The following is a 25,021-nucleotide window of genomic DNA, read 5'->3' as shown; positions in this document are numbered from 1 at the left end:
AGCCACCAATATCTCAGTAGGCGCGCGCGAAGTCACCTTCCTGCTTGATGTCGGTGAACACCGGGAAGCGCGCCTTCCAGGGCGTGCCCTTGGCCGTGGTCAGCTTGTTGAGCCGCTCGAGCACGTTGAGGCCATCCTTGCGCAGGCTGGCCGACACCGCGGCGCGGTCCGGGAAGTTCTTCAGCACCGCATCGAGCCAGATGGTGCGGCCCGCCAGGAAGCCGCTTGCGCCCGCGGCATAGGAGTACTCGAGCACCCGCTCGAACTTTTCCGGCGCAGCACCGCCCGACAGCAGCACCCAGGGGATGCTCCGCTCGCGGCAGATGTCGCCGATCGCATCGAACTCCTTCTGCGCGGCTTTCGCCTCAGCGCTGCCGTCGCGGGCCGGCAGGCCGTTGGCGGCGAGCGGGCTCTCCAGCTTGAGGAGATCGACGCCGTATTCCGGCTTGGCAAATTCGCGCACGCTGTCGATCACGAGGGCGGGCAGCTTGCCGGGCGATTCCACGTAGTCGGCAGTATGATTGGCGCTGCCGAGGAACGGATAGACCAGCAGTTCGAGCACATAGGGAATATCGTGGCGGCCGCAGTCCTCGCCGATCTCGCGCACGAATTTCTTCTGGTGCTCGTTCACCGCGGCATCGGCGTCCGGCCGGTACCAGGCCAGCACCTTGACGGCGTCGCCGCCCATGGCGCGGATCTTGTCGACGCTCCAATTGGTGATCGCACGCGACTTGCGTCCGCCCGCGGTTTCCTCGACGCGATGCTCTTCCAGCGTCATGATCAGGCCGCAGCGCGGCGGCAGCAGATCAATCGCGGCGGGCACGGCGAAATTCGGGTCGAACAGCATCGAGCTGCAATGCGGCGCGAGGTTCTCGACCAGAAGGCGCTTCGCCGCCGTGACGTCGGAATATTCGACCTGGTCCCGCGTGATGCCCTTTGCCTTCGCGATGGCATCGAACAATGGCGGCCGCTGGTCCAGCGCGACCATGCGAAAGTGGCCATCCGCGTCAGCAAGCCGTGCCAGGCCGCGGTTCTTTCCAATCGTTCTCATGGCTTCGTCCTCATGAATACAAGACACTCGTTGATGGTAGGGATTCCATTGCGGCCGCCGGCATGGCGGCATTTCATGGCGGCCGTGCCCGCCGAAAACGCCATGGCGGCGCGCACGTCGAGGCCTGCGCCGATCGCCAGCGCATAGGCACCGTGGAAGACGTCGCCCGCGCCGGTGGTATCGACGACGTCGACGGGGTAAGCGGCCTGCCGGTGCAACGCGCCGTTCTCGTACCAGCTGACACCGCCCTCGCCGCGCGTCACCGCGATGACGCGGCAGCCGAAGCGCGCGAGCGCTGCGAGGGATTCATCCCTGGCCGAACCGGCAAAGGCCGTGAGCGCAGGCTCGGAGAAGATGGCGTGGTCGGTCAGCGGCAGCAGCCGCTCGAACACCTCGGCGTCGGCCATGTCGCCATCGAGCACCGTCGCAATGCCCTGCGCCCGGGCTTCACGGAACAGCGTCGCCGCACCCTCGACCCAGCGCGGATCCGCCAGCACGGAGGACGCACGCGCGATGGTTTTGAGCGGAAGCCAGTCTGCGGCCTCGGGATAGAGGCCGCGGAAGTTCACGATCTGTCGTTCGCCCGAACTGTCGACGATGATTCCTGAAACGGACGAGCGGCCGTCGGCAAACAGCCGGAAGTTCTCGACATCAACGCCTTCAATGGTGAAGGCCGACTTCATCTCATGGCCGGCGGCGTCGTTCCCGGCCCGCCCCCAGAACGCGACGGACGCACCGAGTTTTGCGACCGCGACCGAGGCATTGGCGGCCATGCCGCCGCCGAGCGTGCCGTACTCGACGGCCTTGATCTTCTCGCTTCCACCCGCGAACGGCCGATCGACCCGCCAGACCTGGTCGAGCGCGGACAGTCCGAGGCAAATCACGTGCACGGGCTTCGCCCTGGATGCGACATCCACCAGCGCCGAGAGATCGGCAATGTTGACCGACGCGCTCACCGCAAGACCTGTCCGTTGGCGGCATCGAACAGATGCGTCTTGCCGGACTGCGGACGCAGATTGATGCGATCGCCGACCTTCGGCCGCAGCGACGGATCGACCCGCGCGATGGCCGAGACGCCGGCAAGATCGAAATGGATCAACGTGTCCGAACCGAGCGGCTCGACCAGCCTGACGTTGATGGCAATGCCATCGACGGCATCGGTCGCGACGGCAAAATGCTCGGGACGAATGCCCAGCACGGCATTGCCGGCCTTGCTCAGGCGGGCTGCGGGCTCGCCATCCAGCGGCACCACCGTTCCACCTTGCGAGAGGACCGCACGCTCCTGCCGCCATTCGACCGGAAAGAAGTTCATGGCGGGAGAACCGATGAAGCCGGCGACGAACTGGTTAGCCGGCCGCTCGTAGACCGCCTCCGGCGTGTCGTATTGCTGGATCGTGCCGCTCTGGAGCACGACGATCCGGTCGGCCATGGTCATGGCCTCGATCTGGTCGTGGGTGACGAAGACCATGGTGGTCTTCAATTCCTGCGACAGCGCCTTGATCTCGGCGCGGACCTGCCCACGCAGCTTGGCGTCGAGATTGGACAGCGGCTCGTCGAACAGGAACGCCTTGGGATTGCGCACGATGGCGCGGCCCATGGCGACGCGCTGGCGCTGACCGCCGGACAGCTCTTTCGGTTTGCGATTGAGATAAGGCTCGATGTGCAACAGGCCTGCGGCGCGCTTCACCCGCCCGTCGATTTCCGCCTTCGGCGTGCCCCGCAGCTCCAGCGCAAACGACATGTTGTCATAGACGCTCATATGCGGATAGAGCGCGTAATCCTGGAATACCATGGCGATGTCGCGCTGCGCGGCCTGCACGCCGTTGACGCGCTTGTCGCCGATATAGAGGTCGCCCGACGAGATCGGCTCGAGGCCCGCGATGATCCGCAGCAGGGTCGACTTGCCGCAGCCGGACGGGCCGACGAACACGACGAACTCATGGTCCGCGATCTCCAGATTGAGATCGGGGATCACGGTGAAATTGCCGTAGCGTTTGGTGAGGTTGCGGATCGAGATCGAGGCCATGATCGCTCAGTCCAGCGCCAGCACGGGCTTGATCAGCTCGCCCTTGGCGAAGCGGGCGAAATTCTCCGGGAGAGCCTGTAGGCCGAACTCGCCATCGACAAGGACGCGGTACTCGTCCTTGTACTTGCGCAGCAGCTCGACATTCGGCTCGAAATCCGAGACCGGGAAGTAGAAGGTCCGAATCATGTAAAAGTCCTTGCGGCGGAAGACCTTGCCTTCCTCGATGGTCCAGGGCGCGGCGTTCTCGCCGACCAGCACCAGCGCGCCGCGCGGCAGGACGAGCTCGATGCCGAGGTTACGCGCTGCGTGCGCGCCCGAGCATTCCATGATGAGGGCGAAGCGCCTGGAGGTATCGCCTACGGGGTGCGCCTTCGCGCCGAAGGATTGCGCGATCTTCAGACGCGCCGCATTGGGATCGGCGACGTAGATATCGTCGTAGCCGAGCGCGCGGAGCGCCAGCACGACACCGAGGCCGACGGGCCCCGCGCCCATCACGAGAACAGGTCCAGCCTCGCTCGCCGGCACCACCCGGCTGACGAAGCGCACCGCATGGCCTGACGTACCGATCGTGTCGAGCAGCAGCGGCGCGAGGCTGTCCTCGATGTCATCGGGCACCGGCAGCAGGCAGTTCTCCGGCACCGGCACATATTCGGCATAACCGCCCGGCCTGTTCCAGCCGATCAGGCTGGAGACTTCCAGGCACATCTGGGTATCACCGCGCTTGCAGGCGGCGCAGTGACCGCAATGCAGCGGGATATAAACGGCGCAGCGGCGGCCATGCAGGCGATGGCCCGGCTGCTCGACGACGCCGAAGATCTCGTGGCCGGCGGTGAACTCGGCGCCCTTGTGCCAGAGCTTGAAGTCGGAGCCGCATAACGCCGTGCGCGAGACACGGACCAGGACTTCGCCGGCACCGACATCGGGCATCGCCACGCGCTCGATGGTGATGCGCTCGGCGCCGTGGAAGACCGCGGCCTGCATGATCGCATTCGGACGGGATGATATGTTCATCAGATACCTAGCCTTTCACCGCGCCGAGCGTCAGTCCGGACACCAGCCAGCGCTGAACCAGGGCGGCCAGCACCAGCGGCGGCAACGCGATCAGCGTCGCCGCCGCCATGAGTGCGCCCCATTGCGTCGAGCCTTCGCCGATGAAGTTGAAGGCCGCCGCGATCAGCGTCTTGGTGTCGCCATTGGAGAGCACCAGCGCAAACAGGAAGTAGTTCCACGAAAACACGAAGGCGAGGATCGCTGAGACCGCGACGCCGGACGCCACCAGCGGCAGCGCGATGCGCCAGAGGATGCGCGTGACGCTGCAGCCGTCGACCTGGGCGGCCTCGAACACGCTGCGCGGGATGGCATCGAACGATGGCAGCAGAACCCAGATCACAATCGGCAGCGTGATCACGGCATGACTGAGAATCAGCGCGGTGTAGGAGCCGATCATGCCGATCTGCCGGAACATGACGTACCAGGGCAGCAGGAACAGCGTGCCGGGCGCCATGCGTGCCGCAAGTGTCAGGATCGCCGGCCACGAAATCCGCGTCCAGGAGACGGCGAACGCGGCGGGGACTCCAAACAGCAGACCGAGCGCGGTCGAGCCGACGGTGACGATGAGGCTGTTGAGCGCGTAGCTCAGGAACGGCGTGGTCCTGGTCAGCTCGACATAATTGTCCATCGTCGGCGAGAAGATCAGCGTGGGCGGATAGGCGGTGACCTCGAAGGACGGCTTGAACGAGGACAGCACCATCCAGACCGTCGGCGCCATGATGAGCACGCCGGCGAGCACGAGCTGCACGGTGTTGAGCCAGCGGATCCAGCGGTCGGTATTGGCCGCATCGTTCATGACATCACCACGCCACTGCGCCGCGCAGGCGGTTGAAGGCGAGCACCGCCCCGAACACGATCGCCGTCAGCGTCAGCATCAGCGCGCTGGCATAGCCGATGTTGAAGAATTCGAAGCCGACCCGGAAGCCGTAGATGTTGAGCGTGTTCGAGGCGTTGCCCGGGCCGCCCTGGGTGGTGATGTAGATGATGTCGAAGAAGCGCAGGAGATCGACGCTGCGCAGGATCGCCGCGGTGACGATGGTCGGCAGCAGCAGCGGCAGCGTAATGCGCTGAAAGGTCTTGAACGGGGACGCGCCGTCGATCTGCGCAGCCTCGTAGACGCTCGGCGGCAGCGATTGCAATCCGCCCAGCACGATCAGGGCGACGTAGGGCGTCCACTGCCAGCTGTCGATCAGCGCCACCGTCGGAATGACCCATGTCGGCGAGGCCAGCCAGTCCGACGGCGGCAGGCCGAGCGACTGGAGGATGAAATTGGCGGCCCCCAGCGAGGGATCGAGGATCACCAGCCACATCATGCCGGCCACCACCGGCGGCATCATGAAGGGCGAGATGAACAGCGAGCGCACGATGCCCGGCAAGCGCTTGGCGTGAAACAGCACCAGCGCGAGCCAGATGCCGAAGACGAGCTGCAGCGCCAGCGACAGCACGAACAGCGCGATGGTGACCCACAGTCCGTGCCAGAACTCGACGTCGGAGATCAGCTTCGAATAGTTGGCAAGGCCTGCAAAGGACTGCTTGCCCGTCGAGGAGAAGGTCTGGAAACTGAGCCAGATCGTATAGACGACCGGAAACGCGATCATCGCGACCGTGAAGACCACGGCCGGCGCCGAGAGCGCCGCCATTTCCAGCTTCTGCCGGTCCTGCGTGAGTGTCGCAGCCGTATCCGACATGTGTTCCTGTCCTCGATCGGGTTAGGTGCCGGCAGGCAGCAAGCCAGCCGGCATCGGGCGGTCAGTTCAGCGCGATCAGCGCGTCCAGCGCCTTGTCGGCATCGGCGCAGGCCTGGTCGATCGGCTTCTGCTTCAGGATCAGATCCTGAACCGCCTGGCCGATGAACTCGCGCGATTGCGGATTGGCGACGATGGGATAGCCGACCTCGGACGAGCCCTTGGTGGCGAGCACGTCGAGCGCAGCCTGCCATTCCTTCCGCACCGGCTCCTCGTCGATCCACTTGCGATATTCGGGGTCGTTGGCAACCGACGGGCGCGGCGGGGCGATGCCCTGCAGCGCCATCTTCTTCTGCACCTCGGGGCTGGTCGCCCATTGCACGAAGTACCAGGCCGCATCCGGCTGCTTGCTGTGCGAGGACACCGCCATGCCCCAGCCGATCGTGGTCGGCACCTGACCGGCATCGCCCGCCGGGAACGGCAGCAGGCCGGTGTCCTTGAGCCGCGCGCCGCCTTCCATCACGGTGCGCAGCTCATTCGAGGATTCGAACGCCATCGCGGCGCGACCGCCGCGATACAATGCGGAAATCTGCTGGAAGCTGTAGTTGACGACGCCGGGCGGTCCGTAATCGCGCAGCAGGCGGCTATAGGTGTCGAGCGCCTCCTTGCCCTTGGCCGAGCAGAGATTCGACTTGCCATTGGCGATGTAGCTGCCGCCGATATTGTGCAGCATGTTGCTGAAGGTGTAAGCGATCGCGGGCTTGAGGCCGCGCGAGACGAACGGCGTCACCGTGCTGTCGCATGTCTTGATCTTCTCGGCCGCAGCCTCGACATCCTTGATCGTTTTCGGCGCATCGAGGCCGCACTTCTTGAAGATGTCGGTACGGTAATAGAAGATCGGACCTTCGAGATTCATGGGCATGCTGGTCAGCTTGCCGCCGAAGGTCGCGGCCTTGAGCAGGGCCTGACTCAGCCCGGCAGGATCGTAGTCCTTCGCGACCTCGTTTTTGGCCATCGCGGTGAGATCGCCATACCAGCCGGCAGCGGCGAACTGCTCGCCCTCGCGCGAGGGCAGCGTCATGAACACGTCGACCTCGTCGCTGTTCGCGTTCATGACCGTGACCAGACGCTGGCGCATTTGCTGTTCCTGATAGCCGTCGACCTTCAGGGTCATGCCGGTCAGCTTCTCGAAATCAGCCTTGTAGGTCAGCAGCGCCTGCGAGACTGGATTGTTGTTGGCGAGAAAGGTGACGGTCTTGCCCTTGAACTTCATCCAGTCGAAATCGGCCGCGTGCGCCTGCGCGCTGGCGGCAATCGCGAGAACGGGCAACGCGACATGGGTCGCGAGCATCCTGGCCTTCATCGAACTCTCCTCCCGGCTGGCCGCCTTAAGCTGGCGGACCATTTTGAACACGTTTGAGCACCACTTGAAAACGGTTACAAAATAGACTTCACATCCGCCGTGTCAAGCGATGGACAAGCCGCACAATCTGCGGCAGATTTGCGCCATTCCCGCTATCAGGCCGCTCGCAGCGCAGGATGTAACGTTACATTCATGAGACTGACCAACGCCAAGTCTGTGAAACAGGGCATCCGCGCCGTGGCGGCCCGGGCCGGCGTTTCGACCGCATCGGTCTCGCGTGCTCTCAACAACCCCGATGCGGTGAGCCCATCCTTACGCGCACGCATCGAGCAGGCCATCGACGCGCTCGGTTACATCCCACATGCGCCGGCGCGCATCCTGTCGTCACGACGCTCGCGCACGCTCGGCGCGATCGTGCCGACGATCGACAACACGATGTTCGCGCGCGGCATCGCCTCGCTGCAGCAATATCTCTCCTCGGTCGGATACATGCTGTTCCTCACTACGAGCGGTTATGATCTCGACATCGAATTGCAGCAGGCGCGCAATTTGATCAGCCGCGGCGTCGACGGCCTCGTGCTGCGCGGCGACTGCCATCACGACGGCCTGCGAAAGCTGCTCGCCGACAACGCCGTGCCCTTCATCAATGTCGGCATCTACCAGCCTGACAGACCCTACCCCTGCGTCGGCACCGACAACGAAGCCGCCGCCCATCGCGCCGCCGCGCATGTCATCGAGCTCGGACATCGCCGCATCGGGATCGTCTCGGCGCTCCAGCGCAATAACGACCGCGCCAGCGCCCGCGTCGCCGGTTTTCGCCGTGCGCTCGCCGAGAACGGCATCGAGCTTCCGCCGCAATGGCACGTCGAGGTACCCTATACGCTGGACGATGCACGCGAGGCGGCGCGCTATCTCCTGAACCTGAAAGACCGTCCGACGGCCGTGGTGTGCGGCAACGACGTCATCGCCTATGGCGTGCTGCTCGAGGCGGAGCGCGACGGGTTCTCCGTGCCGCGCGACCTGTCCGTCATTGGCTTCGACGACCTCGACTGGAGCAGGCATTTGCGGCCGAGCCTGACCACGATCCACGTTCCGACCGGAGAAACCTGGCAGCGCGCCGGCGAATATCTGGTGCGCAGCCTCGCCGGCGAGCAGACCATCATGCATCGCGAGATCGACTTCTCGCTGGTGGTTCGCGAATCGACAGCTCCGCCTCCGAAATCCCTGAAGTGAGACCTGCCCATGCGTTCGAATTTTTCTCTCGCACCCGGCTTTCATGCCGTCGTGATCGGCGGCGCCGGCGACATTGGCGCTGCGATCAGCAACCAGTTTTGCGATCTCGGCGCGACGGTCACGGCAACCGGCGCCAATGACGCCGATCTTGCCCGCACGCTGCTCAGGCCGCGCGCAGGCCTCGCGCTCGCGACGCTCGATGTCACCGACGATGCGGCCGTGACGTCCTTCGCCCAGAAGCACAAGCGCGTCGACGCGCTGGTCAATTGCGCCGGGATTCTCGCACGCGACAAGGAATTCGAGATCGAGACCTTCATGAAGGTGATCGACGTCAACCTCACCGGCACGTTCCGGACCTGCATGGCGTTCCACCCGCTGCTCGCGGAGACCAGGGGCTCGATCGTCAACATCGCCTCGATGAATGCGACGCTGGCGCTGCCGCGAATCCCGGCCTATTGCGCCAGCAAGGGCGGCGTCGTGATGCTGACCAAGGCGCTCGCCCTGAAATGGGCAGAAGAAGGCATCCGCGTCAACGCGGTTGCGCCCGGCTATATCGAAACCGCAATCAACGCCGCCGGCCGCACCGACCTTGCGCATTATCAACGCATCGCCGACCGCACCGCGTTCAAGCGCTGGGGACAGCCGGAAGACATTGCCGGCGCAGTCGCCTTCCTTTGCATGCCGGCGTCGCAATACGCGACCGGCACCGTCGTTGCCGTGGATGGCGGGTTTCTGGCGGGTTAGCGCGCAGGCCTAGACGCCCAGCGCCTTGCGATTGAACGTGCGCAGGAAGCGGAGCGACAGCGTCCGGATATTGGCAACGTTGAGCAGCCACGCCGCGGCGACGTAAGCAACACCACCTGCGATGCTGACGACCATCAACGCCACGAAGCCGGTGCCGATGACCTGCGACCGCGCGACAAGGATCGCGCCTGCCATCGCGGCAGCCGACACCGCAACACCCGCGAGCCGGTTGACATCGAACGGCACGGGATGGGCACGGTGCATCAGCACGACGGCGACGACGAAGCCGATCGCCTCGGTCGCGAACGTCGCCAACGCGGCACCATAGAGGCCATAGCCCGCCACCAGCGCGAACATCAAGGCGACGCTCACCACCAGCGTGAGGAAGGACTGTGCCGCCAGCATGAAGGGGCGCTCGGCGAGCTGAAAACTGATCTGGACGTAGAACTGGTTGGCGATGCCGAAGAAACGGGCGAGCACCAGGGTCGGCAGCAGCGCCGACACGCCGGCGCGGAAGTCGACGCCGACGAGCGTGCCCGCGACCTGGTCGGCCGCGAGCGCCAGCCAGATCGCGACCGGCGCGACGACGACGAGCAGCAGCTCGAGGCTCTCGGTCAGCCGCTCGCGCGTGATCTCGTTGTTGTTCTCCGACAGCGACCGGAACACCAGCGGCACGGTCGCGGCGGCAACGCTGGATGCGATCATCACCATGAACTGGCGCGGGAGGTCGGCGGCGACGCCGAAGATGCCGGCGGCGTCCTTGCCGAGCAGATAGGCGACGATGAGGCGGTCGCAGGTCGAGTACAGCGCGACCGAGAGCCCGGCCAGGGTCAGCGGCAGGCCATAGCGCGCGAGCTGCATGAACTGGCTGCGCTGGAACCTCGCGATCCTGGTGCGATCGCCGACGAGATTGAGAATGATGCCGGTGAGTGATCCCAGCCCGAATGCCGCGAGCAGGCCCATGCCGCCCCAGCCGAGCCAGATCCCGAGCAGGCCGAAGCCGACACTCGATACGCTGCGCACGATCGAGATGGCCGCGAAGCGATAGGGCCGCAGCTTGGCGCGCTCGAACTCCTGGCCGACATCGACCGCATTGGCCATGATCGCGACGAACATGCTGGCGAGCAGCAGCTCGACGCTGACGTCGCTGCGGAATAGGAAGACCACAGGGGTCGTGGCGCAGAGCACCGCGACCGTCAGCCCAAAGGCGACCATCGCCGTGCCGCGAAAATCCACCTCCGCCGACATCGCCTGATAGCGCGACACCGACAGCTTGATCCAGGCGAAGAAGATCGCGCCCAGAATGCCGGCCAGGCTGATGCCGACGACATAGACGCCGTATTCCGCGGGCGTGAGCAGCCGCGTGTAGGCGGTGACCGCGAAGAAGCCCACCGCCGCAGGCAGGATGTAGGCGACGAGATAGATCGAGAAATGGCGGTTCAGCATGCGAGCACGGGACCGGCGGCGCGATGGAGGCGGCCGTTCATCAATTGGACCTGGGTGTGGCGGATCGGACTGCGCCGCAGCATCCCCGAAGAGTGTCACATAAGTCTGGAAATCGGCCCGCGAATGGAGCGTCGGGGCGGATTTCGCGCGTTAGCGTTAAATTTGCCCTTTCCTTGAACCGGCTGCCGCGATCACGGAAAAGAAACCATGATTTCAGGTCATCGCCCGAAATCCTGGTAATGCGTGGACCTGACCAAAATGGACGTTGCCGAGCGTTTACGGGCAAACCCGGCCGATCTGCCGCATGGCGGCCTCGATGCTCCCCTGGTGCCAGTGGCCCCTGCCGGCGGCGAGCGGATGACGCTCAACCTGTTCTTCGAGGAACGGGACGACCGCTGGTTTCCGGGCGACCGCCACATCCGGCCGCTGCTGCGGCGCATGCTGCTCGGCAAGTCCTGGATCAGCGGCCAGCGGCGCGTCTTCCTCAATCTCTGCGCCGGGCTCGACCGGCTGGGCATCCCCTACCGCGTCAACGATTACGGCTACATCCGCAAGCATCCGGACGAGCTCGCCTGCATCATCGGGCGGCCGTTCGTGCTGGACTGGTTCGACTGGAAGAACCCGCTGCTGCTCGGCGTTGCCATGTACAACCACCCGGTGGACGCACCGGCGCATCTGCGCGATTTGCACACCAGGACCATCCTGGTGCCTTGCGCCTGGTACGCCGACATGTGCCGCCCCGACTGGCCGCATGTCGAGATCTGGCCGGTCGGCATCGAGACCGATGTGTGGACGCCGGCACCTACCGAGCAGAAGAGCGTCGACGTGCTGCTCTACGACAAGGTGCGCTGGGAGCATCATCGCTTCGAGGCAGAGTTGATCGAGCCGATCCGCCGGCATCTCGCGGCAAGCGGCCGCACCGTCGAACTGGTCCGCTACGGCCATTACAAGGAAGACGATTACAAGGCGGCGCTGGCGCGCAGCCGCAGCATGATCTTCCTGTGCGAGCACGAGAGCCAGGGCATCGCCTGCCAGCAAGCATTATCCAGCGGCGTTCCCGTGTTCGCCTGGGATCGCGGCGGACCTTGGCAGGATCCGGAGTATTTTCCACACCGGGTGCGATATGAGGGCGGCGTGTCCTCCGTGCCCTATTTCGACGCGCGCTGCGGCATGACCTTCACCGATGCCGACGGCTTCATCTCGAATTGGAGCGGCTTCTGGTCGCATGTCAGCGCGGGCGACTTCGCGCCTCGCGATTACGTGATGGACAATCTCACGCTCGAAAAGGGCGCACTTCATTATTACGGGATCGCTGAGACGGTGATGCAGCATCAGGCACGCTGACAAGGCCGTTCGCGAAAGTTAACCCAACAACAGGAAACCGCGGCGTCGCAAGGCGCCGCTTGGTACATTGGCGCGTTGGTTCCGGAAGGACGACCGCCACGTGATCAAGCTCGACAGACGCGAATTTCTCCTCGGCAGCGCCGCCACCCTCGCGGCGAGCGCATCGGCGTCCGCGGCGCCGCCGGTGTCGAAATTTGCGCAGCGCCGTCCGGGCTTCGGCGCCGCCGCCACGCTCTGGGATTTGCAGGCCGACCCGCGCCTCGGCGAAGCCATCAGCACCTATTGCACGCAGGTCGTGCCGGTGCTCGAGCTGAAATGGCCGATGCTGCGGCCGGACGCGCACACCTTCGCCTTCGAGCGCGCCGATGCGATCTATGATTTCGCCGAGAAGAACGACCTGACCATGCGCGGCCACGCGCTGGCCTGGTATCACGACATTCCGGACTGGACCAAGCAGATCAAGGATTCGAAAGGCGTCGAGCGCGCCTATGTCGACCACATCAACACCGTCGTGTCCTACTACAAGGGCAAGCTGACGTCGTGGGATGTCGTCAATGAACCGATCCCGGACAATCCCAAGGGGGTCGGCGACCGGCGCGACACGTTCTGGACCCAGCATCTGGGCAAGAGCTGGATTCCGCTGGCCTTCCGTACCGCGGCCGCGGCTGACCCCTACGTCAAGCTCGCGATCAACGAATATGACATCGAGTCCGCCAAGGACTCGTTCATTGCCAAGCGCGCGGCCTACCGCAACCTGATCATGGAGCTGCTGGACCAGGGCGTTCCGCTGCACGCCGTGGGACTGCAGTCGCATCTGCATGCCGAGCTCGAGATCGACACGCATGGGCTGGCCGAATTCGTCACCGAGCTGCGCTCATGGGGCCTGGAGGTGTACGTCACCGAGCTCGACGTCGACGACCAGAAGCTGACAGGCAATCCGGCCGAGCGCGACGCCATCGTCGCCAAGCGCGTCGACGACCTGCTGACGGCCATTTCGACCAGCGGCCCGGTGCGCTCGATCCTGACCTGGGGTCTCTCGGATCGCTACAGCTGGATCAACGGCACCTTCGCCCGCAAGGACAAGCAGCCGAACCGCCCCCTGCCGCTCGACGGCGAGTTCAAGCCAAAGCCGTTCATGGATGTGATCAGCAAGTTCACGAAGGACGTCTAAGGACGCTCTAGCGCGTCTTCACCTCGAACTCAGCCGCGTCGCTCGTGTCTTCGGGCGACAGGCTCGGACCGCGACGGTCGCGCGAGCTGAGACGGAACACGTCGCGGATGTCCTCGATCGAGGTCGACGAATAGGACTGGATGCAGAGCGCAACCTGCTCCGGCGACGCGGCGCGCATCATCGCCTCGATGGCCGGACGGTCGAGGCGGGTATCGTCCCAATGCGACACCGCAATGCTGTCTTCCGTCACCCGGTGGGCCGCCAGATGCTTCGGCGAATTGGCGACGAAGTTTCCGTACAGCAGATATTCGGAGAACTTCTTCTTCCGGCACAGCGCGAGCGCCCAGCTGAGGCCCGTCGCCGACTTGATGGCGTCGGTCATCGCGCGCGCGGCGTCCTTGTCCCAGACGAGCGCATTGCCGACATAGTCATCGGCCGGGAACGAGCGCTCCCTCACGCCGAGAAGCTGATCGACGGTGTGGAGCCACAGCACATGCAGGGGATGGTCGGCGTCGATCCCCTTGGGCGTGACGAACAGCGGCGTCTTCTCGCCGCCGGCGTACTGGCCGACGTCGAATTCGCGAAAGAACAGATTGTCCGAATCCAGGATGCAGACCCGCTGCTCGGGCGCGTTGAGGACGCCGGCGATCTTGAGGATCTGCTGGATGTGCCAGCCATGCACCGGCGAGGACAGCAATGACAGCCAGACGCGCCGGCTGCTGATGAACTGCAGCGCCGGCGGCAGCGCGAACAGCCATTTCGGCAAATAGCGCGAGGCCGGAACGATGACGCGCTTGTCGGACGCGAACCGTGCGAACAGCGGCACGTCCTCATCGTTAACGAGAACATAATGCCGCGTATAGCCCGTGAGCCAGGTGTCGATGCTCTCGCTGAGCAGCGAGAAGCGCTCGATATCCTTGGCATAGCTGGCGGTCAGCAGGGCAACGGAATGCATGATGCGTGCTCAAATGGCCATCGAACCGCACTCATACAAGCGGCGCGCGAGGTTGGAAACTTCGATTCGCAATCAAGGTAAAATGCAACGAATTGTTAGCCATCCGAGGGCAGCCCCTGCGCGATGCCGCGAAAGCGCAGTGGTGCCAGAGCGGAGGCGCGCTGCCACCAATCGGCGACGCGGTCGTCGAGCGCGGTGATCCCGCGGCCCTGGCCGGGAAAAATCCGGATCTGCTGAACCGCCTCGGCTTCGAAGCCCTTGCCCTTGCGGGTGATCTTGAGGGCGGCGCCTTCGCGGTCCCGCTGGGTCAGCGGCACGAGGAGACGGCCGCGCGGACGGAGCGACTGGAGCCAGAGCGGATGCGGGTGCGAGAAGCCGGCATGCACGAGGATCACGTCGGCGGCCTCACCGATATCCTCGCATCCATCCCCATTGACAACCGTGACGTTGCGATAGGGACGAAGGTAATTCGCAGCGCGCGTCGCAAGCCGCTCGTCGCACTCGATCGCCTGCACCCTGCCCTTTGGTCCCACGATCTCCGACAGCACCGCCGAGAAATAGCCGAGCCCGCAACCGACCTGGACGACGCGATCCTTTTCCTTGACGTCGAGCACGTCGATGAAATGCGCCCACAGGCTCGGCAGTCCGGTGTCGAGCCTGCGACGCGCGTCGATCGCGACCAGCACGTTGTCGTAGAGATGAACGGGATCGGCATCGGGTGTCAGCCGGTAGCTGCGCGCCGCCTCGCTCTTGATGCGCCAGGGCCCCTTCGCCAGAAAATTTTCACGCGGCACGGAGCCGAGGGCTGTGAGCAGGCGCTTTGAGGAAATCCGCTCGCGCTTTGCGATTCTCGCCACATAGCGCGTGCGCGCATCCGTGAGACCGCTCATTTCGCGGCGTCGACCTGTTCGCGGACGGGCACGTTCCCACCGAGCTCGTTGACGAGTTGCATCGCCTGCTTGAGGTCCGGCGTATAAAAACCCTCGCTGAACTTGGCGACGATCGGCACGAGCAAAAGACTGGCATGCTCGCGCTTGCCGGCCTCGTGCGACAGGCGTGCGAGGCTGACCGCGGTGCGCAGCTCCCAGGACAGCGCGCCCTGCTTGCGCGCGGTCTCCAGTGACAGGCCGAACAGGTCCTCGGCCTCCTGCACCGACGCCGGATCGCCGTCCGACAGCGTGATCTCGCCCTGCAGGCGATAGACCTCGGCGAGGTAGGAATGGTCGCCGGTCCGCCGCGCGGTCGCGAGTGCGCCGTCCAGCGCGCGCAAGGCGGCATCGCGCATCCCGACCTTGGCATAGGCTTCCGCGAGCAGGCAGCGGAACCAGCAGCCGGCGAGCCAAGAATCCATCGCCTCGTATTCATCGAGACCGAACCGCATCTGGCTGATGCCCTCGTCGGCCTCGCCGAGCTGCGCCAGCGCCCAGCCGCGCAGGATCGCGGCCTGCTGCTTCCAGTGCAGGAAATTGTGCTCCGTGGCGATGATCATGGCGCGATTGGCGTAGTCGCGCGTGCCCTCGATATCGCGCAGATGCTGACAGAGATAGGCGCCGAACACGAGCGCGAAGGCGAGCGAGAACGGATGACGGATCTTCTCCGCGTGCAGGATGGCCTGCTCGCTGTGCTGGCGCGCGGCGTCGGGCCGGCCCAGGAACCAGAGGAGATAGCCGAGATAGGACAGCGAGACGACGCCGGGATCGGTGCCGTGGCGCTCCATCAGATCGGAGTGCAGATCGGGGCTGTAGAGGTTGATGCAGCGATGCAGATGGTGTTGGGCTGCGGCAAAGCGGCCGCGATAGAGCATGGTCATCGCGATCGAGCGGTGCGCCTCGATCAGATAGCCGGTCTGCTGCGCCGGCTGCGTCCGCTCGTTCAGCCGCTCGCGCTTGGCGAACTTCAGCAGCTCGACGCTGAGATCGTGCGCGCGGGTGAGATCGGCGCGGATGAAATGGCAGACCCAGAGGCCGCGGGTGGCGGCGAAGGCCTTCTCATCGTCGTCGAGCTGCTGGCCGAGCTCGAGCGCGCGGATGTAGTTCTCCTCGACCTCCTGCACGGCGTAGCCCTTGGCGGCGATCAGCGCATTGCCGAGCGCGATGCGCAGCTCGAGCTCCATCTCGTCGGCGCCCTGCATGCGCGCATTGGCCTGCACCACGCTGAGGCCGCGCCTGAGGTGACCGATCGCCTCGAGGTTGGCGCCGCTCTTGGCGGCCTGCTTGCCGGCCTTGAGCCAGAAGCTGGCGGCGCCCTCGCTTTGGGCCGACTCGGTCAAATGATGGGCCAGCAACTCCGGCTCGCGGTCGGTCTTCTCCGGATACATCTCGGCGAGGACCTGCGCGATCCGGGCATGAAGCTTGCGCCGCTCGCTATGCAGCAGGCTCGCATGCGCGGCGTTCTGGATCATCACATGCTTGAAGGAGTAGAGCGCATCGGGCGGATGGCCGCGGCGCATGATCAAGCCGGCCTCCTCCAGATGATTGAGGGCGGCCTCGATCTGCTCCGCCGGCGTGTTGGCGACGGCCTGAAGCGTCTCGTAGGAGAACTCGCGGCCGATGGTGGCGCCGATCTGCGCGATCCGCTTGAACGGCCCCATGCGATCGAGCCGCGCCATCAGCGAGTCCGTCAGCGTTGCCGGGATCGCGAGCTGCCGCCACGGGCCCGACAGCACATAGCGCCCGTGCCGCTCGGTCAGCAGGTTGGATTCGAGGACGGTCTTGGTCAGCTCCTCGAGGAACAGCGGCACGCCATCGGTCTTGACGATGATCTCCTCGACGACCTCCTTGGGCAGCTCGCGGCCGGCGACGCGCTCGACCAGCGTCGTGCGCAATTGCCGGCTCAGGCGGTTCAGCACCAGCGTGGTGATGTGCGAATGTGCGTTCCAGCTCGGCTGGAATTCGGAGCGCGCGGTGATGACGACCAGGATCGGCCGGTTCTGCACCCGGTCGACCAGGAGATCGAGGACCTCGCGGGAGGTCGGATCGATCCAGTGCAGATCCTCGAAGGCGATCACCAGCGGCATCTCGCGCGCGAGGCCGAGGAAGTGACTGACCAGCGCGGCGACGGTGGCGTCCTTCTGCTGCTGCGGCGACAGATCGAGCGGCGGATAGCGCTCGCCGGTCGGGATCGACAACAGCGCGGCAAACAGCGGCACGACCTGTTCGATGTCGCCATGCGCGGCGGCGATCGCGGTCTCCAGGCTCGCCAGCGACAGCGCGGACGAATCCTCGCGGTCGAGGCCGAGGGAGAATTTGAGCTGCTCGGAGAACGGATAGAACGCGGTGGACGTGTAATAGGGCGAGCACTGGAACGAGACCTGGCCGTGGCGGTCGCCCGAAATCCGCTCGAAGATTTCCTGGATGATGCGCGACTTGCCGATGCCCGGCTCGCCGAACTTGACCACGACCTGGCCGTCGCCGTCCTTGGCCTGCTGCCAGCGTCCCATCAGCAGCGCGATCTCTTCCTCGCGGTTGACGAGCGGCGTCAACCGCCCGCCCATCGCGGCGGCGAAGCGGGTCTCGACGCGCGTGGCGCGCACCACGTGCCAGGCCTGCGCCTTCTCCGAGATGCCTTTCAGCGCGTGGACGCCGAGATTGCGATAGTCGAACTTGCCCTTCAGCAGCGACTGCGTCGACGCCGAGATCACCACGCCATTGGGTGGCGCCAGGGCCTGCAGGCGCGCGGCGAGATTGACGGTTTCTCCAACCGCTGAGTCGCGCTCCTCGGTGCCCTGCCCGACGAGATCGCCGACCACGACGAGACCGGTCGCGATGCCGATGCGGACGGCGGGCGAGTGGCTGAGGGCGCCGCGCGGCTCGACCGCGCGCGCGGTCGACAGCACCCGCACGATCTCCAGCCCCGCGCGCACCGCGCGCTCGGCGTCGTCCTCATGGGCGGTCGGATAGCCGAAATAGACCAAAATACCGTCGCCGACGAAACGCGCCGCAAAGCCTTCGTAATGCTTCACCACCCGGACGCAGGTCTCGCGAAAGCTCGCGATCATGTCGCGCACGTCTTCCGGATCGAACTGCGCCGAGAGCGCGGTGGAATCGACCATGTCACAGAACATGGTGGTGAGCTGACGCCGTTCGGCGCCGGCCTCAGTCCGGCTCTGCGGACGCGCCGGCGACGACGGCGGCTCCGCGGTTTCCGCCTGGAACAGCGCCGCCATGGCCCGCCGCAGCCGCTTGCGGTCGCCGAGCGGCAGGCCGAGCTCGACCAGGTCAGCCTCGGTCAAGTCTCCCATGACATCGAGATCGAGGCGGTGCTGGGTGAAGAGATCGGTATACTGGCCAAGACCGATGCCTTCGAGCCAACTCTTCAGCCCGCCTTCCGTCCCCGTGCCCGGCTCGTTCTCCAGCATGGTGATTCTGCCCGACCATTACTCCGTCGAAGGGCTTTAGAGCCCCTCAACCACAGATTTTGGGGCTCAAACTTCACCTCAGACTGGACGCGTTCCCTAAGTTCTAGGAAGAATAGCTCAATCAGATCAAAAGGGAATGGCGTTGTCGGACATTGCATCCGGAGCGGGAGAGGGATCGGACGGCGGAAGCGCTGAAACCAAGATATTCGCGCATATCGGCGGCCTTCTCGACTTCTACGCCCGCAAGACACCAGCGGCGCCTGCCCTGCTCGCGCCGGGCCGGCCGCCGCTCACCTATGCCGCGCTTGGCGAGCAGGTGCAGGCTCTGGTCCGCACGCTGCGCGGGCTTGGCATTGCGCCGGCTGACCGGATTGCCGTTGCACTGCCGCGCGGTGCGGACAGCGCATTGGCGATGATCGCGGTCGCATCGGCCGGCGCCTGCATCCCCGTCAATCCGGATCTGACCGCAGACGAGCTGCAGCGCTATTTCAGCGAGTTGAAGCTGACCGCGCTCGTCACCCGGGCCGATATGAACTCACCAAGCCGTGATGTCGCCAGGGCGCTGGACATCGCGGTGATCGATTTCATGCCGGGGCCGAAAGACGATCTCGGCGGCTGCGCGTTCAAGGGCCCGGTGATCGGCCCGGCCAGCGCCAGGGGCGCCTCGCGCGGCGACGACGATGCGTTCATCCTCCTGACCTCGGGCACCGCGGCGCGGCCGAAGATGGTGCCGCTCACACATCGCAATGTGTGCCTGTCCGCCTACAATGCCGGCCATGTGCTGTCGCTCGACTCCCACGACCGGCTGCTCAACGCCCTGCCGCTGTTTCATGCCCATGGCCTGATCTCCGGTCTGCTGACGGCGCTGGCCGCGGGCTCGAGCGTGATCTGCACCGAAGGCTTCGACGCAGCGTCGTTCTTCGGCTGGATGCGGGAGCTCCATCCGACCTGGTACACGGCGGTGCCGACCATTCATCGCGCCCTGCTGACGGCGGCGGAAGCAAACCCGGACCTCGCCCGGGCCTCCTCGCTGCGCGTGATCCGCTCCGCCTCGTCCTCGCTCGCGCCCACGATCCTGAACGGGCTGGAGACGACGTTCGGCGTTCCCGTGCTCGAAACCTACGGCATGACGGAAGCGGCCTCGCAGATCGCCGCCAATCCGTTCGAGCTGCGCAAGATCGGATCGGTCGGCCGCGCTGCCGGCCCCGAGATCGCGATCATGGACGAGGCGGGCCGCACGCTTGCGAGCGGCGAGCATGGCGAAATCATGCTGCGCGGCCCCAACATGACGCGCGGCTATTATAATGACGAGGCAGCGACGGCGGCCGCTTTCCGCGGCGGCTGGTTTCGGACCGGCGATCTCGGCTATCTCGATGTCGACGGCTATCTCTTCATCGTCGGCCGCATCAAGGACGTCATCAATCGCGGCGGCCAGAAGATCTCGCCGCTCGAGGTGGAGGAGGTCCTGCTCAGCCATCCGGCGGTGCTGGAGGCCGGCGTGTTCGCCGTCCCGCATCCAAAGCTCGGCGAGAACGTCGCCGCGGTCGTGGTGCTGCGGGCGAATTCCGAGGCGAATTCCGACCAGCTGCGGCAATTCGCGCGCAAGCGTCTTGCAGCCTACAAAGTGCCGAGCCTGATCCGCAGCGTCGCAGCGCTGCCCAAGGGCGCCAGCGGCAAGGTCAAGCGCAACGCGCTGGCCGACATGATCGCAGCGCCGGGAGACAGCCATGAGGCGCAGCTTCCGCGCAATGCGCTGGAAATCCAGCTCGCGGAAATCTGGGCCAGTCTCCTGGAGCTGCCGCAGGTCGGCGTCGATCAGGACGTTTTCGCACTCGGCGCGGATTCGCTCGCGGCGACGCAGATGCGCTCGCGCCTGCGCGAACGCTTCAATGTCGACTTCTCCTTCGAGGATATCTTCGATTGCGCCACGGTGTCGGCGCTGGCGGCCCGAATCGAGACCGCCGCAAGCCGCCGCGATGCGGCATTGCCGGCCTGGCGGCAGGCCGCGGTAGCCGACGCACCGCTCTCGTTCCAGCAACAGCGGATGTATCTGCTCTCGCGGCTCGACCCGACCCGCTACAACTATAATGTCGTCGAAGTCGCACTGCTCAAAGGCCCGGTCGACGTCGCCGCACTGTCCGCGGGCCTCACCGCGATCTGCGCGCGCCACGAGGCGCTACGCTCGGTCTTCATCGAACCGCAGGGCGAGCCGGTGCAACGGGTGCTGCCATCGCCGCCGCGGTTCGAGCGGATCAAGCTCAAGCCCAGCCCCGCGGACAGACAGGCCGCGGCGATCAGGCGCGAGGCGCTCAAGCTCGCGCAATATGAGTTCGATCTGGCGCGCGAGGCGCCGCTCAAGGTCACGCTGCTGTCGTTCGACACATCCAGCCACGCGCTGGTCGTGAACGTACATCATCTCGTCACCGATGGCTGGTCGCAGCGGCTGTTCTGGGAGGAGCTGGCCGCGCATTATTCCGCCGCGCGCAAGAAGAGCGTGGCGGCGCTGCCATCGCCCGCCTTCCAGTATCGCGACTTTGCGCTGTGGCAGCAGAGCTGGGCGCAGACGCCGGCGGCGAAGGAGCAGCTCGGCTACTGGAAGACCCAGCTCGACGGCGTCACCACGCTGCCGCTGCGGACCGACCGACCACGGCCGGAGGTCTGGAGCGGTCACGGCGCCCGTCATTATTTCGAGTTCTCCAAGGCGCTTTCGGGCGATATCCGCGCGCTGAGCCAGGACCAGGGCGTCACGCCCTTCATGACGTTGCTCGCGGTGTTCCAGTGCCTGCTGTTCCGCCACACCTCGCATGAGGACGTCGCGACCGGCTCGCTGATCGCCAACCGCAACCAGATCGAGAGCGAGCGTCTCATCGGGCTGTTCGCCAACACGCTGATCCTGCGCAACGATTTTGGCGGCGATCCGAGTTTTGGCGACATGTTGCGGCGGGTGCGGCAGGTCACGCTCGATGCCTATCGCAACCAGGACCTTCCGATCGAGGAGGTGCTGCGCGCGTTGCAGGTCGCGCGACGGACGGACGGCAATCCGCTGTTCCGGATCATGTTCATCCTGCAGAACGCCTCGATCGAGGCCGCGCATTTTCCCGGCCTGTCGACGCGGCGGCTGGAGGTCGACCCAAAGGTCGCACGCTTCGACATCACGCTCGAACTGGTCGAGGCCGACGGCCGTTTCACCGGCTTCTTCGAATACGCCACCGATCTGTTCGACGCGGCGACGATCGAAGACATGGCCGCCCAGTTCAAGACCCTGCTCAAGGCCGCGATCGCCGATCCCGAGCAGCGCATCTCGCGCCTGCCGCTGCTCACCGAAGCCGAACGCCGGCAATTGCTGGCGAACGGCCAGGGCCTGGCTGCCAATTTCACCGCGCGCGGCAATGTGAGCGATCGGTTCGACCGCCAGGCGAAGAGCACGCCGAGCGCGATCGCCGTGTCGGATGGTCGCAGCTCGCTGACCTATCGCGAGCTGGCGCGCCGCAGCCAGGCGATCGCGCGCTGGCTGCTCCGCGAAGGCGTCGGCCCCGAGGCGGTGGTCGCGTTGCTTGCGGAGCGCGGGCCCGACCTGCTGGCCGCGATGATCGCGGTGCAGCGCGTCGGTGCGGCCTTCCTGAATCTGGATCCCGACCAGCCGCCGGCGCGGCTTGCGACCATTCTGGGATCGAGCTGCGCGCGCATGCTGCTGACCGGGCGCGTCCAGTCAGCCATGGTCGAGGCCCTGCTCGAACCGCTGGTCGAGCGCATCCACGTGGCCGAGCTCGAGGACACCATCGCGCCCGGCGCAACCAAGCCGGCCCGGGCGGCGCGGCGCGCAGGCTCGAGCCTTGCCTACCTCATCTATACGTCCGGCTCCTCCGGCGCGCCGAAGGGCGTCATGATCGAGCAGCGCGGCCTGTCGAACCATCTGGCGTCGCTGATCTCCGAGCTCGGGCTGTCGGCCAGGGACGTGATCGCGCAGACCGCCCCGCAGAGCTTTGTGATCTCGGTCTGGCAGTTCCTCGCAGGGCCCTTGGTCGGCGCGCGCGTGCACATCTGCGGCAATGTGGTCGTGCAGGATCCGATCCGGCTGGCGCAGGAAATCGAGCGCGAGGGCATCACCGTGCTCGAGATCGTGCCGTCGCTGTTGCGCGTGATCCTCGAACGCATGGACGAAGCGCAGGTCCGACGCGCCTTTGCGAAGCTGCGCGTCCTGATCTCGACCGGCGAGCCGCTGCCGGTCGATCTCTGCCGCGCCTGGTTCGCCCACTGCCCGAAGGTGCCGCTGATCAACGCCTATGGCGCGTCGGAATGTTCCGACGACGTCTCGCTGCATCGCCTGACCAAGGCGCCTGCGACCATGACGAGCAACGTTCCGGTCGGCGCACCGCTGCCGAACACCCAGCTCCACGTGCTCGATCAAAACCTGCAGCCGCTCCCGGCCGGCGTGACCGGCGAGCTCTGCATCGGCGGCGCCGGTATCGGGCGCGGCTATATCAACGATCCCGCGCTAAGCCGGCAGCGTTTCATCGCCGATCCGTTCTCGCGCCAGGAAGGCGCCCGGCTGTATCGGACCGGCGACCTCGCGCGCCGCCGCACTGACGGCACGATCGAATGCCTCGGCCGCGCCGACCATCAGGTCAAGGTCCGCGGCTACCGGATCGAGCTCAAGGAGATCGAGACCGCGCTGGCCGATCATGCCGACGTGCGCGCCGGCATCGTCGAGCCGCGCCGCGAGGCCGGCGGCGATGTCAGGCTGATCGCCCATATCCTCGCAAGATCAGGCAGCCGCGTCAGTGCCAGCGAGCTGCGCGAATTCCTGAAGAGTCGCCTGCCGGGCCACGCGATCCCGTCCGCATTCCTGTTCCTGGACCAGGTGCCGCTCAACGCCCATGGCAAGATCGACCGGTCGGCGCTGCTCGCCCCCGTTCAGCAGGACACGTCGGGGCCGGATGCGGCGGTGCCGGCGCGGCGCTTCACCGAAAAGGTGCTCTCCGACATCTGGATCGACCTGCTGAAGGTCGAGAGCATCGGCGTCACCGACAATTTCTTCGACCTCGGCGGCCATTCGCTGCTGGCGGGCCAGGCGATGGCGCGCGTAGCCCGTGCACTCGGCGTGTCGCTGCCGATCAAGACCATCTTCGAGGCACCGACGATCGAGGAGCTCGCGCGCCGGGTCGACGACGCCGTGGCTGCGAAGCCCCACCAGCCTGCCGCAAGCTTTCCAAATCTCGCTCAAACAAGACTGGCCGAAAGCGGCCTGCCGACGCTCTCGATCGCGCAGGATCAAATGATTCGCATCGAGCAGAACCTGCCGGGGCTGCCGCTGTTCAACCTGCCCTTCGCCTTCCGTCTCGCGGGCCCGCTCGATCCGGCCGCCCTCGCGAAGGCGTTCGGCGACATCGTGCGCCGCCACGAATCGCTGCGGACCGGGTTCGGCTGGAGCGGCGGGGAGCCCGTCAGCCGGATCGCCACAGCCAGCGAGCTTGGACCCGTCCTCATCGTCGAGACCATCGGCGACGGGCAGGTGCACAACAACAAACGGCGCAAGGCGCTCGAGCTCAGGAAGATCGATCTCCTGATCGAGCAGGAAACCTACACCCCGTTCGACACCGCCCGGCCGCCGCTGCTGCGGGCGCGGCTGCTGCGGCTCCATGCCGACGACCACGTGCTGCTGCTGACGCTGCATCATGCCGTCGCCGACGGCTGGTCGATCGGCGTGCTGTTCGAGGAACTGTCGAGTCGCTATGCGGCGCTGGCCGGACGTCCCTCGGCGCCATTGCCGAAACCACCGCCGGCCTTTTCGGACGTCGCGCGCTGGCAGCGCTGGTGGTGCGGCACCGATGCCGCCCGCCGCCAGGCCGCCGACTGGACCGAGAATCTGCGCGGCGCGACGGCGATCTTCGACGGCGAAGCGAGCCCCGGCGCATCCACCGGGCATCATCCGGTCAGCCTGGAGCGCGAGCTGATCGGCGGGCTGACGGCATTCGCCGGCCAGCATAATGCCACGCTGTTCATGTGCCTCCTCACCGCCTTGAAGGCGCTGCTGCTGGCGCGGACCGGACGCAGCGACATCGCGATTGCCACCGCCATGGCGAATCGCGCCCAGCCCGACACCGACCGGATCGTCGGCCCGTTCGAGAACACCGTGATCGTTCGCACACGAATCACCCCGGAGCTGTCGTTCACGCAAGCCCTGGGCAAGGTGCGCCAGAGCGTGCTCGACGCGCATGCGCGGCAGGAGTTGCCGTTCAACATGCTGGCCGATCATCTCGAGCAGGAGGGGATCGACCCGGCCGCGCTGCTCCAGGTCTATTTCACTCTGCAAAATCCGCTGCGCCAGCCGCTCGACCTGCCGGAGATCACCGCGCAATCGATCGGCAATGTCGCGCGCGAAGGGCAGCCGGTGCTGCCGATCGACCAGACCTGGCTGTCGCTGATGCTCAAGGAGCGCCCGACCGGAATCACCGGTTCATGCAATTACAAGGGCGAATTGCTCGATGGCCTCATGGTCGGCGAGTGGATGGGGGAGCTCGTCACGCTGCTGGAAGCCGCCCTCGCCCAACCCGGCACGCCGCTCGGCCGATTGCTCGCGCGCAGGGCGGCGTGAC

16 protein-coding genes are annotated in these 25,021 nt (G+C 65.8%); 5 read left to right on the top strand and 11 right to left on the bottom strand.

All coding sequences use genetic code 11. The annotated features are described in order from the left end of the window. Positions 1–13: 13 nt before the first annotated feature. The 7 genes from VGR99_RS08145 to VGR99_RS08115 all read right to left on the bottom strand — a co-directional run bounded on the left by VGR99_RS08145 (position 14) and on the right by VGR99_RS08115 (position 7,175). Positions 14–1,051, bottom strand: coding sequence for a tagatose 1,6-diphosphate aldolase (locus VGR99_RS08145; RefSeq protein ID WP_326897824.1), 1,038 nt, complete (start codon positions 1,049–1,051; stop codon positions 14–16). Continuing rightward, positions 1,048–2,007 (bottom strand): sugar kinase, encoded by a 960-nt coding sequence (locus VGR99_RS08140; RefSeq protein WP_326897823.1) that lies wholly within the window; start codon positions 2,005–2,007, stop codon positions 1,048–1,050. The genes VGR99_RS08145 and VGR99_RS08140 overlap by 4 nt, the downstream gene beginning before the upstream one ends. Beyond that, entirely contained in the window at positions 2,004–3,077 is a 1,074-nt protein-coding gene (locus tag VGR99_RS08135) for a sn-glycerol-3-phosphate ABC transporter ATP-binding protein UgpC (protein ID WP_326897822.1), read from the bottom strand. Before VGR99_RS08135 ends, VGR99_RS08140 begins: the two co-directional genes overlap by 4 nt. A 6-nt stretch (positions 3,078–3,083) precedes the next feature. Beyond that, on the bottom strand, positions 3,084–4,088 hold the full coding sequence (locus tag VGR99_RS08130; RefSeq protein WP_326897821.1) for a zinc-binding dehydrogenase: 1,005 nt from the start codon (positions 4,086–4,088) through the stop codon (positions 3,084–3,086). Between the two features lie 7 nt (positions 4,089–4,095). Next, positions 4,096–4,923 carry a carbohydrate ABC transporter permease gene (locus VGR99_RS08125; protein WP_326897820.1) on the bottom strand — a complete coding sequence of 276 codons (828 nt, stop codon included), beginning with the start codon at positions 4,921–4,923 and terminating at the stop codon, positions 4,096–4,098. A 4-nt stretch (positions 4,924–4,927) separates the two neighbouring features. After that, entirely contained in the window at positions 4,928–5,815 is an 888-nt protein-coding gene (locus VGR99_RS08120; RefSeq protein WP_326897819.1) for a sugar ABC transporter permease, read from the bottom strand. Between the two features lie 61 nt (positions 5,816–5,876). After that, entirely contained in the window at positions 5,877–7,175 is a 1,299-nt protein-coding gene (locus tag VGR99_RS08115; protein WP_326897818.1) for a sugar ABC transporter substrate-binding protein, read from the bottom strand. A gap of 192 nt (positions 7,176–7,367) precedes the next feature. Here VGR99_RS08115 and VGR99_RS08110 point away from each other — a divergent pair, with 192 nt between their 5' ends. Together VGR99_RS08110 and VGR99_RS08105 are read left to right on the top strand one after the other, a co-directional pair. After that, a complete protein-coding gene (locus VGR99_RS08110) occupies positions 7,368–8,408 on the top strand; it encodes a LacI family DNA-binding transcriptional regulator (RefSeq protein WP_326897817.1) in 1,041 nt (346 codons plus the stop codon). A gap of 9 nt (positions 8,409–8,417) precedes the next feature. Next, positions 8,418–9,152 carry an SDR family NAD(P)-dependent oxidoreductase gene (locus VGR99_RS08105; RefSeq protein WP_326897816.1) on the top strand — a complete coding sequence of 245 codons (735 nt, stop codon included), beginning with the start codon at positions 8,418–8,420 and terminating at the stop codon, positions 9,150–9,152. Positions 9,153–9,161: 9 nt separating this feature from the next. Here VGR99_RS08105 and VGR99_RS08100 read toward each other — a convergent pair whose 3' ends face one another. Next, positions 9,162–10,598 carry a lipopolysaccharide biosynthesis protein gene (locus tag VGR99_RS08100; protein WP_326897815.1) on the bottom strand — a complete coding sequence of 479 codons (1,437 nt, stop codon included), beginning with the start codon at positions 10,596–10,598 and terminating at the stop codon, positions 9,162–9,164. Positions 10,599–10,856: 258 nt separating this feature from the next. On the opposite strand from VGR99_RS08100, the gene VGR99_RS08095 reads away from it, so the two are divergent. After that, positions 10,857–11,942, top strand: coding sequence for a glycosyltransferase family 1 protein (locus VGR99_RS08095; protein ID WP_326897971.1), 1,086 nt, complete (start codon positions 10,857–10,859; stop codon positions 11,940–11,942). A gap of 100 nt (positions 11,943–12,042) precedes the next feature. Continuing rightward, positions 12,043–13,113, top strand: a complete 1,071-nt coding sequence (locus VGR99_RS08090) for an endo-1,4-beta-xylanase (protein WP_326897814.1) — start codon at positions 12,043–12,045, stop codon at positions 13,111–13,113. Between the two features lie 7 nt (positions 13,114–13,120). Here the strand turns inward: VGR99_RS08090 and VGR99_RS08085 are convergent, their stop codons facing one another. From VGR99_RS08085 to VGR99_RS08075, 3 genes are all read right to left on the bottom strand, one after another. Then, positions 13,121–14,068: a DUF6492 family protein gene (locus VGR99_RS08085; RefSeq protein WP_326897813.1), complete on the bottom strand. Its 948-nt coding sequence runs from the start codon at positions 14,066–14,068 to the stop codon at positions 13,121–13,123. Positions 14,069–14,163: 95 nt separating this feature from the next. Then, positions 14,164–14,958: a protein-L-isoaspartate O-methyltransferase family protein gene (locus tag VGR99_RS08080; RefSeq protein WP_326897812.1), complete on the bottom strand. Its 795-nt coding sequence runs from the start codon at positions 14,956–14,958 to the stop codon at positions 14,164–14,166. After that, positions 14,955–18,425, bottom strand: coding sequence for an AAA family ATPase (locus VGR99_RS08075; RefSeq protein WP_326897811.1), 3,471 nt, complete (start codon positions 18,423–18,425; stop codon positions 14,955–14,957). The genes VGR99_RS08080 and VGR99_RS08075 overlap by 4 nt, the downstream gene beginning before the upstream one ends. A 136-nt stretch (positions 18,426–18,561) precedes the next feature. Here VGR99_RS08075 and VGR99_RS08070 point away from each other — a divergent pair, with 136 nt between their 5' ends. After that, entirely contained in the window at positions 18,562–25,020 is a 6,459-nt protein-coding gene (locus tag VGR99_RS08070; RefSeq protein WP_326897810.1) for a non-ribosomal peptide synthetase, read from the top strand. The last annotated feature ends 1 nt before the right edge of the window (position 25,021 follow it).

The sequence above is a fragment of the Bradyrhizobium sp. genome (assembly GCF_035935975.1).
Lineage (GTDB): Bacteria > Pseudomonadota > Alphaproteobacteria > Rhizobiales > Xanthobacteraceae > Bradyrhizobium.
The sequence above is the reverse complement of the archived record's forward strand: the minus strand, read 5'-3'. Positions and strand labels throughout refer to the sequence as shown.

Excerpts from the sequence above, each read along its gene's own strand:
- VGR99_RS08145 (WP_326897824.1), bottom strand. The coding sequence starts at position 1,051 with ATGAGAACGATTGGAAAGAACCGCGGCCTGGCACGGCTTGCTGACGCG.
- VGR99_RS08135 (WP_326897822.1), bottom strand. The coding sequence starts at position 3,077 with ATGGCCTCGATCTCGATCCGCAACCTCACCAAACGCTACGGCAATTTC.
- VGR99_RS08130 (WP_326897821.1), bottom strand. The coding sequence starts at position 4,088 with ATGAACATATCATCCCGTCCGAATGCGATCATGCAGGCCGCGGTCTTC.
- VGR99_RS08125 (WP_326897820.1), bottom strand. The coding sequence starts at position 4,923 with ATGAACGATGCGGCCAATACCGACCGCTGGATCCGCTGGCTCAACACC.
- VGR99_RS08120 (WP_326897819.1), bottom strand. The coding sequence starts at position 5,815 with ATGTCGGATACGGCTGCGACACTCACGCAGGACCGGCAGAAGCTGGAA.
- VGR99_RS08115 (WP_326897818.1), bottom strand. The coding sequence starts at position 7,175 with ATGAAGGCCAGGATGCTCGCGACCCATGTCGCGTTGCCCGTTCTCGCG.
- VGR99_RS08110 (WP_326897817.1), top strand. The coding sequence starts at position 7,368 with ATGAGACTGACCAACGCCAAGTCTGTGAAACAGGGCATCCGCGCCGTG.
- VGR99_RS08105 (WP_326897816.1), top strand. The coding sequence starts at position 8,418 with ATGCGTTCGAATTTTTCTCTCGCACCCGGCTTTCATGCCGTCGTGATC.
- VGR99_RS08100 (WP_326897815.1), bottom strand. The coding sequence starts at position 10,598 with ATGCTGAACCGCCATTTCTCGATCTATCTCGTCGCCTACATCCTGCCT.
- VGR99_RS08095 (WP_326897971.1), top strand. The coding sequence starts at position 10,857 with ATGGACGTTGCCGAGCGTTTACGGGCAAACCCGGCCGATCTGCCGCAT.
- VGR99_RS08085 (WP_326897813.1), bottom strand. The coding sequence starts at position 14,068 with ATGCATTCCGTTGCCCTGCTGACCGCCAGCTATGCCAAGGATATCGAG.
- VGR99_RS08080 (WP_326897812.1), bottom strand. The coding sequence starts at position 14,958 with ATGAGCGGTCTCACGGATGCGCGCACGCGCTATGTGGCGAGAATCGCA.
- VGR99_RS08075 (WP_326897811.1), bottom strand. The coding sequence starts at position 18,425 with ATGCTGGAGAACGAGCCGGGCACGGGGACGGAAGGCGGGCTGAAGAGT.
- VGR99_RS08070 (WP_326897810.1), top strand. The coding sequence starts at position 18,562 with ATGGCGTTGTCGGACATTGCATCCGGAGCGGGAGAGGGATCGGACGGC.